Annotated in this window: 16 protein-coding genes; 5 read left to right on the top strand and 11 right to left on the bottom strand. The window is 71.4% G+C overall.

The genetic code is table 11. From position 1 onward, the window contains the following. Positions 1-8: 8 nt before the first annotated feature. From ACN267_RS31485 to ACN267_RS31475, 3 genes are all read left to right on the top strand, one after another. The gene (locus tag ACN267_RS31485) at positions 9-371 is read left to right on the top strand and encodes a hypothetical protein (protein WP_281901942.1); all 363 of its coding nucleotides are present in this window, start codon (positions 9-11) and stop codon (positions 369-371) included. Then, positions 368-2368, top strand: coding sequence for a hypothetical protein (locus ACN267_RS31480; protein ID WP_421490307.1), 2001 nt, complete (start codon positions 368-370; stop codon positions 2366-2368). The genes ACN267_RS31485 and ACN267_RS31480 overlap by 4 nt, the downstream gene beginning before the upstream one ends. A 150-nt stretch (positions 2369-2518) precedes the next feature. Beyond that, positions 2519-2869, top strand: a complete 351-nt coding sequence (locus tag ACN267_RS31475; RefSeq protein WP_421490306.1) for a hypothetical protein — start codon at positions 2519-2521, stop codon at positions 2867-2869. A 63-nt stretch (positions 2870-2932) separates the two neighbouring features. On the opposite strand, the gene ACN267_RS31470 is transcribed toward ACN267_RS31475, so the two are convergent. Further along, the gene (locus ACN267_RS31470) at positions 2933-3130 is read right to left on the bottom strand and encodes a hypothetical protein (RefSeq protein ID WP_281901938.1); all 198 of its coding nucleotides are present in this window, start codon (positions 3128-3130) and stop codon (positions 2933-2935) included. A 119-nt stretch (positions 3131-3249) separates the two neighbouring features. Here ACN267_RS31470 and ACN267_RS31465 point away from each other — a divergent pair, with 119 nt between their 5' ends. Beyond that, positions 3250-3423 (top strand): hypothetical protein, encoded by a 174-nt coding sequence (locus ACN267_RS31465; RefSeq protein ID WP_281901936.1) that lies wholly within the window; start codon positions 3250-3252, stop codon positions 3421-3423. Positions 3424-3481: 58 nt separating this feature from the next. Then, positions 3482-3781: a hypothetical protein gene (locus ACN267_RS31460; protein WP_421490305.1), complete on the top strand. Its 300-nt coding sequence runs from the start codon at positions 3482-3484 to the stop codon at positions 3779-3781. A 121-nt stretch (positions 3782-3902) separates the two neighbouring features. Here ACN267_RS31460 and ACN267_RS31455 read toward each other — a convergent pair whose 3' ends face one another. The 10 genes from ACN267_RS31455 to ACN267_RS31410 form a co-directional block, all read right to left on the bottom strand. Then, complete coding sequence (locus tag ACN267_RS31455) at positions 3903-4544, bottom strand: hypothetical protein (RefSeq protein WP_421490304.1); 642 nt, start codon at positions 4542-4544, stop codon at positions 3903-3905. Positions 4545-4582: 38 nt separating this feature from the next. Continuing rightward, entirely contained in the window at positions 4583-4861 is a 279-nt protein-coding gene (locus ACN267_RS31450) for a hypothetical protein (RefSeq protein ID WP_421490303.1), read from the bottom strand. A 233-nt stretch (positions 4862-5094) separates the two neighbouring features. After that, positions 5095-5325: a hypothetical protein gene (locus ACN267_RS31445; RefSeq protein ID WP_421490302.1), complete on the bottom strand. Its 231-nt coding sequence runs from the start codon at positions 5323-5325 to the stop codon at positions 5095-5097. After that, positions 5322-5579, bottom strand: a complete 258-nt coding sequence (locus ACN267_RS31440) for a hypothetical protein (RefSeq protein WP_421490301.1) — start codon at positions 5577-5579, stop codon at positions 5322-5324. The genes ACN267_RS31445 and ACN267_RS31440 overlap by 4 nt, the downstream gene beginning before the upstream one ends. A gap of 5 nt (positions 5580-5584) precedes the next feature. Further along, complete coding sequence (locus ACN267_RS31435; protein ID WP_421490300.1) at positions 5585-6418, bottom strand: hypothetical protein; 834 nt, start codon at positions 6416-6418, stop codon at positions 5585-5587. Positions 6419-6421: 3 nt separating this feature from the next. Beyond that, positions 6422-8068, bottom strand: coding sequence for a hypothetical protein (locus tag ACN267_RS31430; RefSeq protein WP_421490299.1), 1647 nt, complete (start codon positions 8066-8068; stop codon positions 6422-6424). After that, on the bottom strand, positions 8065-10560 hold the full coding sequence (locus ACN267_RS31425; RefSeq protein ID WP_421490298.1) for a carbohydrate binding domain-containing protein: 2496 nt from the start codon (positions 10558-10560) through the stop codon (positions 8065-8067). The genes ACN267_RS31430 and ACN267_RS31425 overlap by 4 nt, the downstream gene beginning before the upstream one ends. After that, the gene (locus tag ACN267_RS31420; RefSeq protein WP_421490297.1) at positions 10561-13833 is read right to left on the bottom strand and encodes a phage tail tape measure protein; all 3273 of its coding nucleotides are present in this window, start codon (positions 13831-13833) and stop codon (positions 10561-10563) included. Positions 13834-14108: 275 nt separating this feature from the next. Continuing rightward, positions 14109-14372 carry a hypothetical protein gene (locus ACN267_RS31415; protein ID WP_421490296.1) on the bottom strand — a complete coding sequence of 88 codons (264 nt, stop codon included), beginning with the start codon at positions 14370-14372 and terminating at the stop codon, positions 14109-14111. Positions 14373-14476: 104 nt separating this feature from the next. Continuing rightward, positions 14477-15019, bottom strand: a complete 543-nt coding sequence (locus ACN267_RS31410; protein ID WP_421490295.1) for a hypothetical protein — start codon at positions 15017-15019, stop codon at positions 14477-14479. Positions 15020-15099 lie beyond the last annotated feature (80 nt).

Raw genomic sequence — 15099 nt, 5'->3', positions numbered from 1 at the left:
AGTACACCGTGGCGCGTCTGCTGCCCGAGACCGACATCCGCACCGACGAGGACCTGATCCAGATGCTGGAGGGCATCCGGCAGGTCGGCATCGCCGGCCACGACGAGCTGGACGAACTGGCCGGCATGATCCGCATGAAGATCGAGCGGTACGGCCGCCGTAACGGCCTCGGCCGGGTCAAGGCCCGCTGGTGGGGGCGCATGGTGGCCCTGCCGTTGTCCCGCTGCGCCGACGCGATGCTGGCCGTGGCCGGGTACGCGAAGGTCACGAAGAACCGCTTCGAGGCGTTCGTGACCGCCCTCGACGACGAGAACGCCGACCGGTCCGACTTCAAGGTCACCACCCGCGCCCGCCGGCAGGCCGGCCGATGAGCAGCAAGACCAGCGCCAGCGGGTTGGGTGACCTGGCGCGCGGCGCCACGTACACGGTGCGGGGCAACCCACTGCCGTACGTGGTGCCGCCCGCCGCCGCCGTGACCAGCCTCATCGCCTCCGGGGTGCTGTCGCACCTGTGGGGTGCGTACGCCGACGCGACCCCGTGGGAGTCGGCGTGGCGGTCGGCGCTGCTGGCCGGCTGCTCGTGCACCGTCATGTGGGGCACGTGGAAGGTGGGGCGGGCCCGGAAGGTGGAACTGCGGGTGGCATCGCTGATGCTGTCCGCCGTGGCCAGCGGCGGCCTGTGGGTACTGACGTTCCGCGGCTGGACCTTCGACTCGGTGATGGTGTACCTGCTCGGCGCGGGCACCGCGTCGGTGCTGCTGGCGTTGACGAAGCTGCTACGCGGCGACGGCACCGACGCCCGACCGAGCCTGTTCGGGCAGCTGTCCGAGCGGGTCAAGGAACTCCAGGACATCGGCCAGGCCGGACGCCCGAGGGTGGTTGACGGGCGGGTCGTCACCGACGTCGAGATGGTGCACGGTGGCGACTTCGCGCAGCTCGCCAAGCCGGAGGTGCGTACCGCCATCGCGTCGGCCCACGACCTGCCGGCCGGCGGCGTGCGTGTGGTCGCCAACCGCGGGTCGGTCCGCAAGGGGCGTATCGAGCTGTCGCCGGTGGACATGCTGGAGAACCCGCCGGGCTGGCCGGGCCTGTCGGCACCCGGTGGGTCGATCGCCGAGCCGCTGCGCCTGGCCGTCTACCAGACCGGCAAGCAGGTCCCCCTGGTGCTGCCCGGCGACGCGAAGGCTGGCCGTAACGCCATCGGGGTGATGGTGCTGCTCGGCCAGTCCGGCTCCGGGAAGACCGAGTTTCAGCTGTTCCTGGCCGCTGAGGCTCGGTCGCGGCGGGACACCCGGGTCACGTACATCGACGGCCGGAAGGGCTTGCAACTGCCGGCGGCGTTCCGCAACGCCATGCACACGATGATCCACGACGCGGCCGAGGGTGAGCAGTTCCTGGACTCCCTGGTCGACCAGGTGGCCCGGCGTGCGGCGCAGATCGGCGGGCACGGCCACGAGCAGTGGACCGCCGGCTGCCGGCAGTGCCCGCCGTTCGAGGTCGTCATCGTCGATGAAGCCTCGAAGTTCATCGAGTCCGAGGACACCCTGGTGGAGTTGGCCGAATCGGTCCGGTCCGTCGGCATCTTCGTGCTGCTCGGCTTGCAGCGGGCGACCGGGGACCGGATGCCCACGTCGGTACGCACCACGATCGGAGCCGTGATCTGCATGGGGACGAAGACCACCGCCGAGGCGGCCCGGGTGCTCAGCGAGGACACCATAACCGCCGGTGCGGACCCGGGGCGCTGGCAGAACAAGAAGCCCGGCGCCCTGTACGCGGAGCTTCCCGGCGTCGACGAGGAGGACTACTCGCTGCCGGCCCGCACGTACCGGCCGGACCGTGACGCCCTGGTGGCCGAGCTGGTCGAGCATCTGGACGCGGCCCGCGCCGACGACGCCGAGCAGGCGCTGCCGGTCCCTGTCGGTGAGGGCGAGGTGGTCGACGAGCCGGCCGAGGGCGACGGCGACCAGGGCGACTTGTTCGACGACGACCCGGAGTGCCCGCCGCTGCCGGTGGACCCGGACTGCCCGCCCGACGGCGACCCGCGCACCCCGCTGACGGTGCCGAACCGGCCACGCATCGACCTGCTCGTCGAGTCGGAAGACGGGCACAGGTACACCCCTGAGCAGGTGCGGAGCCTGGTCCGGCAGGCGATCGAGGATGCGCACCGCCGGGGCATCACCGAGGTCAAGCCGTCCAGCTTCGCGCCGCTGGTGGGACTGGTGGGCGAGGCGGGGCTCAAGCCGCCGACCATGACGAAGATCCTCAAGGAGTTGTGCGAGCCGGGGCCGGGGCAGATGCTGCGCCGCGCCGCCGGCCGGGGCGTGTACGAGATCGTGCTGCCCGCACTCGCCAGCGCGTCCGCTACGTAGCGTCACACGGGCGTGGGTGTGTGCACGTACTTCACGCACTTCACGCCCCGGCCGGCAAGAGGCCCCTATACGTGCGCGTACGCGCGAGGAATCGGGGGCGTGAAGTGCGTGAAGTGTGAAGTCCGTGAAGTCCGTGAAGATCGACGGAGAGTGAGCGAGACGGTGAGTTGGTTCGGGAGCGCCCGGCGGTCTGCCGCCCACGAGTTCGGGCGTCGAATGTGGCGGTGGTTCGCCGCCTTCGAGATCGTGCGGCGGGTCGCGCCGACGGTGCTGCTGTTGGTCGCTGCGGGGATGGCGGTGTGGCTGGCGGTGCGCTGGTCGGCGTGGTGGCTGCCCCGGCTGGCGCTGATCGCGGCCCTGTCCGCCGGGTTGGGTGTCGCGGTGTGGGTGTGGCGACGGTGGCGGTGGTCGGTGCAGATGGGCATCCACCGGCCGGTCCTCGGTGTGGCCGGGCTGGTGCTGGTCGCCGTGGCGGGTGGGGCGGTCTACTGGCTGCGGTAGCTCCAGGCACGACGAAGCGCCCCCGCCGGCCAGAGCCGTGTGGGGGCGCTGTCGTTGGGGCGGCTACTCGGCCTGGATGCCGGCGGCGCGGCAGATGCGGCGGATCTGCTCCCGGGTGTATCCGGAGGTGCGGGCGATGTCGGCCTGCTTGGTGCCGGTGCGGGCGGCTTCCACGATGGCCTGGGCCAGTTCGGTGCGGGCGGTGTCGAGGGCCGCCTTGGCGTGCTGGTGGGTGCGGGCGGCGTCGTCGAGTCTGGTCACCCGACGATCGTGCCACACGCCGTGAGGCCACACAAGGTGGCCTACTCCTGTTGCGTTATGCCACATGCGTATGCCACACTAGGTTGCATACGGAAGCGCGCCAACCGAGGGAGTCAGCCGTGAAGGTCACCACCAAGACGGACGCCACCGAGCAGGAGCTCAACCTCATCGCCTCAGCAGCCCGCACCGCCAAGCTGTACAAGCACCTCACCCCCGGCAGCCCCCTCCGGCCGCAGGTGCTCGGCCGCTACGAGCGGATCGTGGAGAAGCTCGGCTACGACCCCATCAGCTGACCCGCCCCGGGGCCGGCCACCCAGCCGGCCCCACCCACCCCCAGCAGAGGAGCCCGCCGTGCCGACCATCGCCGCCGTCCGCTACGCCCACGCCCTCGCCGAGGACATCGCCGACGCCCTCCGCGCCGCCCCCCACGCCGCCGGCCGCATCAGCGCCCTCGTGGACGTCGACGCCGGCACCTGGGCCGTCCGCGTCACTGCCGGCCGCACCTACTACGACCTGCTGATGCCGGCCCCGGGCGCGGTGTACTCGCTGTGGCGGCGCGGCCGGTGGCTCGGCGGGATCGGCCTGACCACCGACGCGACCCCGGTCGACGTGGCCCTGACGCTGCTGCGGCGCATCGAGCAGACCCTCTGACCCTGGACGCACTGCGGCCCCGCCCCCACGAGGGGAGCGGGGCCGCTGCCGTAGTTGGTCGGTGCCGGCCGGGACGTCCACCGGTGGCACCGCGCCGACGATCCTACCGGCGGGTGCTGACTCAGGCGGGGGCGGTGGCGAGCTGCACCCACACGCCGTTCACGCCGTCCCACATGAACGGCCGGTAGCCGACGAACACACCGCTGCTGGTGCAACGGTCCAGGCGGATCTGGGCGGGCACCACCGTGACGGTGGTGCACCGCAGGGTCGACGGCGACGGCGCGGTGGCGACCGGCCGCGCCGCACGCTCACCCGGGCGGGCCGGGCCGGTCGCCGCGTACGCCGGGAGGGTGGCCACGCCGAGCGCGACGATGGCCAGGGCAGCGATGACGGCGGCGTTCCCGCCGCGCCCGACGGACGACAGACTGCTGGGTCGCGCCGGCTCGCCGGCCGGCGACACCTGCGGGCGGACGCCGAACAGGGCGAACCCGGCCACGATCGCGCCACCGATCGCCGCCACCGTCCCGTCGGACACGTGGAAGCCGTACTCGGCCAGCAGCGACGCACCCGCGCCGATGACGCCGACGTACAGCGCCGGGGCGACCGGGCGCGTCGCCCAGGCCGTGATGCCCGCCGCGATCAGCGCGGTGATGGCCGCCGCCGCGCCGGCCGACAGGCCGGGCACGTTCAGGGCGGCCAGGACGGTCATGAGGGAGCCGACCGCGCCGATGACCAGCGCCGGCTCACGTCCGAAGATTCTCACGGTGCTCCTTACGAGATGGGGCTGCCGGCGGGTGCCGGTCAGCTGGTGGACGGCTGGACCCAGGTGCCCTGCTCGCCGGGTTCGCCCTCGGTGCGGGCGGGCGCCCAGTAGACGTCGGTGCCGTCGAGGGCGACCTGCAGGTTGGCGGCGTCGCCGTCGACGCGGGTGACCGTCGCCGGGAACGCCTGCCCCGGCTCCGCCTCGATGCCGGCGAACACCCTCAGGCCGACGATGCGCAGGTCATCCCGGCGCTGGTTGATGGTGGCGGCGTCCGTCTCAGACAGGGTGTAGAGCACGGTGCTGCCGAGGACCGGCATGGGGTACCTCCTTGGGTACGGTCGGGTGGTGCAGCGGTACAGGTGGACGCCAGACGGGCTGGCAGAGGTGCCTGAGCCGTGCCCGGCTGGGCACCCGGACACGACTCCGGCGTGGGGTGCGTGCACGGTCGAGGGCTGTTGGGAGCTGGGTCGGCAGTGGCGCTGCCGGTGGCCCGAGTGCGGGCAGGTGACGCAGTACCGGCACGAGCACCGGGGCAGGTGAGATCCAGGCGTCAGCAGTGCAGCTCGCGGAGCAACTGCTCCTTCGCGAGAGCGAGGTGCTGGCCGGTCTGTGTCGTCGGCGGCGACTCCCGATACACCGCCACCTCAGCGGCTAGGACGGTGCACTGCCGGCGGGCGACGTGGTTGGTGTACCAGATGCCAGCCCCGGACACCGTCAACACCGACAGGACGACGGCGAGCAGCACGTACCAGAGCGGCACCGGCCGGCGGTGTGGGCTCACCGGTCACCCCCTGCCGAGGGCGCGGGCGACTGCGACGGCGACGGCTGCTGCGGCTCCGACGAGGCCGGCACCGCGGACAGCCCACCGCCCGGGATAAGCCCCGACAGCACGACGTGCAGCACGCTCGGCCCTGCCATCAGGCCGGCGCTGACCAGCAGCGGCGGCCATCCCCCCGCCCCGGTGACCACGCTGTACGCGAACCCCGCCGCGCCCATGGCCAGGCAGGTGATGTCCCGTACGAAGGGGACGCGCACCGGCCTCACTCACGCGCCTGGCCCGGGATCGGGGCGGCGTCGGCCATCAGCCGGCGGCCCAGCTCGTCGGCGACCTGCTTGGTCAGGGCGGGCGGGATCGCGGCGGCGATCGCCTCCGGGGTCAGCCCGGCCAGGACGCCGGTGACGATCGCGGCCTCGTCGACGTCGACCTCACCCAGGTCCGCGCCGAGCTGCTCCAGCGAGCGGTAGAGCGCCGTGGTCGGGTTGCCCTTCACCAGCAGCCACCAGACGTCCTTGACCAGTTGGGCGCCGGTGCGCCCGTCGATCTGCTTCTCGTCGAAGAAGCCCATGTCGTCTTCCCTCCCCAGGTACTGGGCGGGGCTCTCGCCTCGCAGGATGGACAGGACCGCCTTCGCGGCCTGCGGGTCGTTGACGTAGCGGCGGCGGATTTCCAGGTGGACGTGCCATTCGTGGTCGTCCGACGCCGTCGACACGGCACTCGTGACCCAGTCGTAGCGGCCCGGCGACCCGGAGCCGTTCCACCCGTTGTGGGCGTTGATGTACCGCGCCCGTGGGTCGGTCGCGCGAGCGCGCCACACGGCGACCAGCCGGGCGTGGCACACCTTCATGTCGGGCAGGGACAGGTTCATGTCGACGGCCGAGGCGCAGTCGCGCGGCCACTTGCCGGGCGGGGCTTTGTCGTCCGGGCGGATCACCGAGTAGTCGTCGTCGCGGACCTGGTCCTCGATGCTGATGTGGTAGCCGCCGCGCTTGGCGTGCCGGGTGTCGCCGACGATGCCTGACAGCTTCGCTGACGGGAACAGCCGCTCCCAGCCGGCGGCGAGGTCGCGCAACGTGTCTGTGGCTCGGGTGGCCACGGTTCACCTCCGGATCATTCGGAACTTGGCGCGGGTGTCGGCGAGCATGCGGCCGGTCGACGGGGCGTACGAGTCCAGGTCGAGGGTCGCGGCGGCGTCGGAGGCCCGGTACTCCGAGCCGACGATCCTGAAGATGGTCACGCCGTCGCGGGAGGCCGTCGGGTTGAGTGCGTCGGTGCGCGGCAGGATGCCCCGGACCCGGATCAGGCCGGGCCGGATTTCCCACGGCTGCACCATGCGGCCGGTCTGGAGATCCAGGATCGGGCGGGCCACCCGCAGCCGGCCGGCGTTGGGCGCGTATCGGCGGTCCGCCAACCACTGGTCGCCGGCCCTCTGGGCGGCGGCCAGCGACCCGACGTCCGAGCCCAGGTCGATGATCTCCTGCCTAATCAGGCCCGCGCTGGTCAGCTCCGGCACGCTGGCAGTTCGCACGGTCAATTGCGGGCGACCCTTGCTGTCCTTCCACCGGACGCTGACCTGGTCGTAGAGCCCACCAGCGGACCCCTGCGAGTCGTAGCCGTCGACCACATCGGCCTCGTACCGGACAACGCTCGGGACCTGAACCCACTCGAACCGGTACAGGCCGTTCGCCCCCCGCTCCCAGGCCCGCCAGGTGTAGCCGGCCTCCATGCTCATGAGGTCTTCGAGCACCTTGGCGGGCTGGACGCCATCCGGGTACGCCATCTGGTCGATCTGGTACGACGTCGTCGCGATCGTTGCCCCGGCCCCGTCGAAGCGCGGCAGCAGCCGCCCGAGCAGGTCCGCGACTACCTCGCTGGCCAGCACGTAGCTGTTGCCGTATGGGGTGCCGGTGAGCTGCTCCACGCCGGCCGCCGTGTACCGGGTGGCCATCACGATCAGGTTGCTGATGCTGGCCCAGTGCAGGTCGTTGTTGATCGCCCCGCCGACGCCGGTGTAGATGGTGCGCCATTCCGGCGTGTTCCGCCCGGCCGTCCAGTGGGTGCCGATCCGGCGCGGGCTGCTCCCGCCCCCGGCGGTGTTCCAGTTGTCCGAGCGGGCCACCTCGCCAGACGACAGGCTGCCGTCCGTCCGGCAGAGCGCTTCGACCTGGAACGCGCTGTCGGTGCGCCCCGCGTCCCAGGTGTGGTCGATGCGGGCCAGTTTCTGCCCGGACCGCTGGAGGCCCAAGTACCTCATGACGACGCGGGCGTTCGTGACGATCGTGATGCCCTGCGGGTACTGGAGCACCAGCGCCTGCTGCTGGGACGACGTGCTGCCCGGGTCGGTGGCGATCGAGTCATCACCCTTGGGGGTGGCGTTGTCCACCCGGTCCAGCGACGTCAGCGGCTGGTCGATCAGGATGTACGGCACCGTCCGGTCCCGGGTGTGCGCCTGCCCGCCGACCGCCGCCAGGTCCCACACCTGCCCCTGCGTCCCCGCCGACCGGCCCGGATCCTCCAGGCGGCCATCCCAGACGACAGCACCGTGGCGGCCGTCGTGGACGGTGAGGTCGCCGTAGTAGGCGATCTCCGCCGGCTGCACCGTGAGCGGCCGGTCCAGGGACACCTGGCAGGTCGCGTGCCCGCCCGGGTCCGTCCACCGAAACGCCAGGTCCCGGACCTCCCGGGTGATGTCCCGGGTGCCCCGGGAGGTGCGCAGCCGGACGGTCAGCGGGATGGGCAGACTCACGTCGTCACCGGCCTGACGTGCAGGTAGCGGGGCCAGTAGTACGGCGTGATCCGGGTGTATCCCGTGGCGTCGTCGCCGGTCGCGAACTCGCTCCCGACGTCCCGCAGCCACCAGACCCGGTTGGTGACGCCGGGGGAGACCATCGGCGGGAGGCCGGCCGTCTCTACCTGGGCGCTCCGGACCTCACCTGCCGAGCCCACCCCGTAGACCCCGCTGGCCGCCGAGTCGACCACGAACGCGGTCGGCAGCCCGGACGTCGGCCACACGACGCCCAACATCCGATCGTCGGCCGGCACGAACGCCACCGAGTCGGAGTCGACGGTCCCGCTGCCCGAGAGCCGGGCGATGGCGGTGTCGAAGACAGGGCCGGTCGCCGACAGGGACGCCCCGGACAGGCCGTCCGTCGCCGGGTCGTAGCCCATCGGAATCTGGATCAGGCCCAAGTCGATCCACCGCCACGCGGTGTCGCCGGGCAGCGTCAAGATGTCGCCGTAGATCACGGTCGAGTCCTGCGACCAGACCGCCCGCATCTGGATCACGTCACCCGCGACGCTCTTGCGGCAGCGCACCAGCTGCCGGTAGGTGCCCCGCAGGTCCGGCGACGCTGCGGTCGGCCACGCAGCCGGCCCGAACCGGATCACCATGCCGGGGCTGGTGGCGAAGTTGGTGCGGACGACCGCGCCCCCGTGCGCGCCTGCCACGCCGGTGACCAGCGTGGTGTCGTCGCCCAGGTTGAGACTCTCGGCCGCGAACACGCCGGGTGCCGCCGAGGGGGTGCCACGGCGGCGGACCGAGATCATGGTCTGGCGTCTACCGAGTCCGAACGTCCACTTGCTCGGCACGGTGGTGACGTCCTCGCCGACGACGCGCAGGTACAGCGGCGTCTCCACATCGCCCTTGATCCCCGACACGTCGAAGCACAGGCCACCGGGGGCGGTCGTCGACACCAGCCTGATCCGGGCCTCGTCGACGTGCGTGAGCTGCCCGGCGGCCGGCGTGCCGCTCAACGAGGCTGGTACTAGCCGCGCCTGCGACGATCCGACCGGCGCGGTGGCCGTGAAATCGAGCAGGGTCCAGACGTTGGCGGTGACCGCCGTGGTGCCAGTCGACGTCGACATGTAGCCGCCGCCCGCGTTGTGCCAGTTGATGTTGCAGGAGATCGACCGGGACACCGCACACCGCACCCACGCCGACGCCCGGTATACCTGCCCGGCCGTCACCGGCACCAGGTCCACCGCGCGGGCCTCCGCCGTGGCGGTCACCCCGTCCGGGGTCAGCAGCAGCGCCGCCGCGCCCTCGTGTGACTGGGCCGTCGACCGCTCGACGATGCCGCCCTGACCGATCCAGCCGGCGGGCGGACCGGCCACCACCAGGTCGTCGTAGGTGACCGTCGGGCTGGGGCTGGTGTTGCCGGTGGCCAGGATGCTCCGGGCACCCACCTGGCCCGCTGCGGTGAGGGATGTGTCGACCGCGTCCACGTGCCACGCCGTCGGCTCCGACCCCGACGCGTCCCACACCCGGGCCCGCATCGCCGAGCCCTGCAACTGCATCCGCAGCCGGAACACACGGCTGACCGTGTGCGTCAGGCCGGCAACGTTCGCCGACGTCGCCAGCGTCGTCAGCGTTCCGCCGACGTTCTTCCGTAGCCGCACCTGCACGGACTGGTCGGTGTTGAGAACCACCTCACCCGCGTAGTAGTCCGTCGACCCGCTGTGCCGGGCCATGTGCCCGGCGCTGATCGCCGCACCCGACGCGAGCACCGGCACCACCATCGACACCGTCACGTCCACGTCCGCCATCGAGACAGCCAGCACCGTACGGCGAGACACGTTGACCGACCCGACGCTGTGCACCCCGACCGCGCCGTCCGTCGAGTAGTCCGCCGCCGACCCGCCCGACGTCGACCACGCCTGCCCGGAGTCCGCCACACCCCACCCGCTGGAGGTGACGCGACCAAACCCGTCCGCCACCGCCGGCGTATCCACGTCGACCCACGGGTTGGCGTTGAGGGGCTCCGTCTCGCCCGGGTCGTTGCCCACCGTCACCTGCGGCAGGGTCTCCAGCAGGCCAACGGCGAACGGCTCGGCGGGGATCGCCGCCCGGACCTGCTTCGTGAACGGGTCCCACACCACATCGCTCGGCCCGCACCGGAACGTCCGGAAGAACACCGCACCCGACGTCCCCGGCCGGTAGAGCAGCACGTTGGTCGGCCGGTCCAACTCCCGATACAACCGCTGAAGCTGGGCGGCAGCATCATCGGCCGAGGCACCGTCGTACCGCAGCGTCAGCGTCAGAGTGCGGTTGCCGTACGCGGCGGCCGGGTAGCGGTCGCCGTCGGCGAGCAGCGTGGACACCACCGCCCGGTTGAGCTGCGGCATCCCGAAATCCGCCTCCCGGATCGTCCATCCGGGCGCGTTGACGTCCAGCCGAACCACCGGGACGGCAGCCACGCCCTCGACGAATTGCAGGTCGTACGTCGTCACCGTCGCCACTCAGACTCCTCGCGAGATGAGGTCGGCCTGCCGGCCCTGGATCACTCCGACCGTCCGGCCGTCCATCTGCACCGTCAGGCCCCGGATCTCCCGGGCTACCGCCGTGGCGACCATCGCCGCCACCTGCCCCGCGTCCGGGCCGGCTGCACCACCGGACGAAGGCGGCCGGGTAGTCACCCACTCCGGCCCGCGCTCGGCGAAGCTGTAGGTGCGGCCCGAGGTGATGCCCACCCCCCACACCGGCTCCCCGATCACCCCGCCCTGATCCATCGCGATGTGGTCGTGAGCGTTGCCGCCCGCCCAGTTGTGCTGGTTCCACACCGCACCGGTGTAGGTGTGCCGCCGCCCGTTGTGGATGTTCAGGTCATTCCACGGGCTGATCAGCTCCTTGGTGCGAGCTATGTAGTGCTGGTTCCACCACACCGCCAACTCCCGGCTGGGCGGGAAGTCCACCGCCCGGTTCAGCGCGTGATACGACCGGTTCCCCGACAGGGTCGTGGCACCCGGCCGGTACGTGCTGATCGCCTGCAAGTGCGGGAACGCCGCCTTCACCGCGGCGACGATCGCCGGCCCGGTCGCGCCGCTCGTCGGGATGCCCGGCGTCACCACCGACAGCACCTGCTCCCGGCTCGGGATCCTCGTACCCGCCGCCGTCGTCGGGAACGGCCACCGCGAACCCACCTTCGGCATGCCGACCATGCCGCCGTCGGCGAACTGGGCCAGGGCGCGCAGCTCGTCGGCGGGGATGCGCTTGGTGCGGATGGCCTCCATCGCGGCGACGCCGTAGTAGTCGACCGCGCCGACGGGCTGCACGAACTCCTTCGCCGTGAGCAGGGCCGGGATGTTGTCCGCCCGCGCGTGCGGCGACCAGCCCCGGACCGGGCCACCGTCGGCGTACTTGAGGAAGTCGGCGTTGTCCTTGCTCAGGTCCTTGCGGATCTGCGCCATCGGCTTGCCCGCAGCGAGGGTCCGCTGGAGCAGGTACAGCTCTTGGAGCTTCGACATGGCCTGCTTGGTGCCGGTGGCCTTGACGTTCGTCTCCACATCTTCGGGGACCTTCCGGTACGCCCCCGTCAGCTCGTCGATCTGCTTCTTCGTGAACCCGGCCTGCTTCATGCTCTTGCGCAGGCCGTCGATGTCCTTGACGTACTTCCCGTTCGCCACGTCGAGGGTTTCGCCGTGCTCCATCCGGGCGTCGCGCTCATCCTTGATCGCCTGGATGCGTTCCAGGATCGCCTTACGGTTGGCCTGCCCGGCGTCGGTGTTCAGCCGCGTCTCGGCCCCGTTCTTCGCGAACGATTCCCGTAGGCCGTCGATCGACTCGGCGCTCTTCAGCGCAGCCTCGTCAACCGACATCTGCGTCTCGAACAGGTCGTCGAACGCGTCCATCAGCTCCTGGAGCTGCTTCTCCGCCTCCTCCGTCTTCGCCGCCATCGCACTCATGGCCTCGGCGTTTCCGCCCGTTGCCGCAGCTGATGTGCCGGCAGCCGACGTGGACGCATCCAGCGCCGCCACGTACTGGGGCAGCGCCTTTTTCAGCTCGTCGACGGACACACCCGACGACTCGGCTTCCTTGGCCAGCCGCTTGAAAGCGTCGGCTGCCTGCGCCTGCTTGCCGGACTGCACAAGCTGGGCCATCGCCGAATCGATGGCGGAGATGCGTTCCTTGGCGTGCGTCAGGGACTGGTCGACCGCGTTGCCGAGCCCGGTCAGCCCCTCGATCACACCCGCAGTGCCGTTCCCGAATTCCGCCCAGAACCCGGAGTTGAGAGTCCCGAGGTCGTAGCGCAGGTTGCCCAGGTCGTCACCGAACAGGCGGGATGCCTCGCCAGCGGCATCCGCGCCGGCACCCCACTCCGCGAGGTTCTTCCCCAGTACGCCCAGATTCGCGTTGGTCGACTCGCCCAGCACGGCGGACGCCGTCTGCACCGCCGCCAGGGCGATGGCCGTCTTCGCCGCGAACTGGCCGACCCTCTCCAGGCCCTTCGCGGCCCGCGCCCCGGTCGGCCCCATCTCCGCGAGCTGGGTCATCGCCTCCGCCGAGGCGCCCCGCAGTTTGGCGGTGCCGGCCGCCGCGAGCAGCGCCGCGCCACCCACCCCGGCGATGAGCACGCCGGCGTTCTGCACCGGCGCGGGGATCGCCGCCACCGAGTTCACCAGCCGGTCGGCGGCCTGCACCATCGTCCGCAGCCCCGACGTCGCCCCCGACGCCGACTCGATCGACAGCGTCTCCAGCGACCCCTGGAGGCGTTCCACGTCGCCGGCCAGGTTGTCGGTCTTGCGGGCCGCGACCTCCGCCGCATACCCCTGGTCGTTGACCTTGTTGATCCAGTCCTGGATCCCGCTCGCACCCTGCTCGTAGAGCACCGAGGCGGCGCGGATCGCGTCCGAGCCGAAGATCTGCGCGAGGGCGGCGTTGCGCTGCTCCTGGGTCAGGCCACTGAGCTGGCTCTTGAGCTGCCCCGCCAGGTCGGTGATGCCCACGAACTGGCCTTGAGCGTTGTAGGCGTTGATGCCCAGCTCGGTCATCAGGTCGGCGGCCTTCTCGCTGGGGTTGGCCAGCATCAGCATCGCCGTCTTCAGAGACGTGCCGGCGTCAGAGCCGAGCAGACCGGCCGACGCGAACGCAGCGAGGGTACCGGTGGTGTCCTCGACGCTCAGGCCCATCTGGTGGGCGACCAGACCCGACTGGGACAGGGCATACCCCATGTCATGGACGCTGCCCTGAGCTTTGCCGGCGGCAGCGGCGAGCAGGTCCGCGATGTGCGGAACCTGCCCGCCCGCCAGCCCGAACTGGGTCATCGCGCTGGCGGCCGTCTCGGCGGCCTCCGCGACGTCCAGACCGCCAGCGGCAGCCAGGTCCAGGGCACCCGACAGGCCACCCGACAGGATCGCCGACGTCGACACACCCGCCTTCGCCAACTCCTCGATGCCCTGCGCGGCCTCCGTGGCGCTGTACTTGGTGTCGGCGCCGGCCTGGAGGGCAGCGGCCCGCATCCGCTCCATGTCGGCGGCCGACGCATTCGTCGCCGCCGAGACGGAGGACATCTGCTTGTCGAAGTCGGCGGCGAACTTCACGGCCATGCCCGCAGCGCCGATCAGCCCCACCCCCATGCCGGCAGCCTGGTTGGCAACCGCGTCGAGGTGCCCGGCCTTCGCCGCCCGGTCCATCTCGCCGACGAGACCGCGGGTGGCGGTGCCGGCCTGCCGGATGCTGGCCATGTACGAGGAAACCTCGGCCTGGAGCTTCACGCCCACGGTGCGGAGGGCCATGGTCTACTCCTCCTGCTTCTCTTCGCGAATTGCCCTCTCGACCACCGCGAGTGCCGCAACGTACGGTGCGACATTGACGATCAGCACGACGGGAACAGCACGCTTCGCCACAGGTCGGCCCTTCAGTCAGGGGTAAAATGGGTGTGGAGACCCACAGGCCGGTGACCCGGAACATCGCGAGTAGCGCCTCTTCTTGGGCGCAGCACCGGGATGGAGGGGAAGGGGCAACTCCGCAAACCTGGCGCAGGACCCCGGCTTAGGCTGGGGTTCCTTGCTTATGCACTCCTCTTGTGCACGGTCCAGAGCCGGGCTCCGCCGATGATGTCTTTCGTCTCGGCGGCCTTCTGCGCCTCCAGCAGCGCCAGCCGGGCACGGCACACCACCCGCTCGGCGACGAACGCCGGGCCGGTCTCTTCGGGGCTGATCACGTCGGCATACCGCTGCCCGCACCCGCAAGGGCACCGCTGTGCCCGCCGCAACGCGAGGGCGAGGATTTCCGCCCGATCCTGCTCGGTCCACTCCGGTTCGCGGCTGGTCACCGACCGCACCAGCCGGCCAGCGTCGTCATACTCGTGGCAGGTGACCTCGGCCGGCTCCCGGCCGTCGAGGCGGGACGGCGGGATACCCAGCCGTTCGGCGGCCTCTACTCGGTCCCGGTACTCCGGGTCATCCTGGAGGCGACGGGCGAGAAAGGGATGTCCACCTCACCCCTGTTCAGCGCCCACGCCGCGCTGGACAGCTCAGTGAACTGGTAGTCGGTCAGCACCTCGTCGGCCAGGCGCTGCCACTGCGCGTCGTCGAGAGGCGGATCAACAATCGAGGCGCGTACCAGGGCGGCGAAGAAGGTGTCGACGTTGACGCCCCGCACGCTGTCGCGATCATCGACTGCCCCGTCGTCCCCCTTGCGGGGCGGATGCGAGGCCACGAACTGCCGCCACGCAGGGCGGGTCATGGCGCGTAGTCGCACCGGGTAGGTGTGCTGCTGCATCTCGGCCCGCAGCGTCTCCATCTGCTCGGCGATGTCCCCGGACCCGTCACCGGCCAGGGAATCGGCCGGGGTGCGCAGTGCCTCGTCGAGTTGCCGTTCCAGCGCCTCGAATTTGGCGGTCAGGTCGCCCCGCAGGCAGATGGGGACGGTCCGTTCGGGCAGCTGTGCCGCCGCGAGCAGGGTGGTGAAGTCGGTCATCGTCCAGCCCTTCCGTGTCCAGCCCGCAGGGTGGCGCCGGGAGGCGGAGCCGGGCTGGTGGTCCCGCCTCCCGGGTCAGG

This window comes from Micromonospora sp. WMMD734, assembly GCF_049178975.1.
GTDB lineage: Bacteria > Actinomycetota > Actinomycetes > Mycobacteriales > Micromonosporaceae > Micromonospora > Micromonospora wenchangensis.
This window is presented reverse-complemented; position numbering and strand designations above follow the sequence as displayed.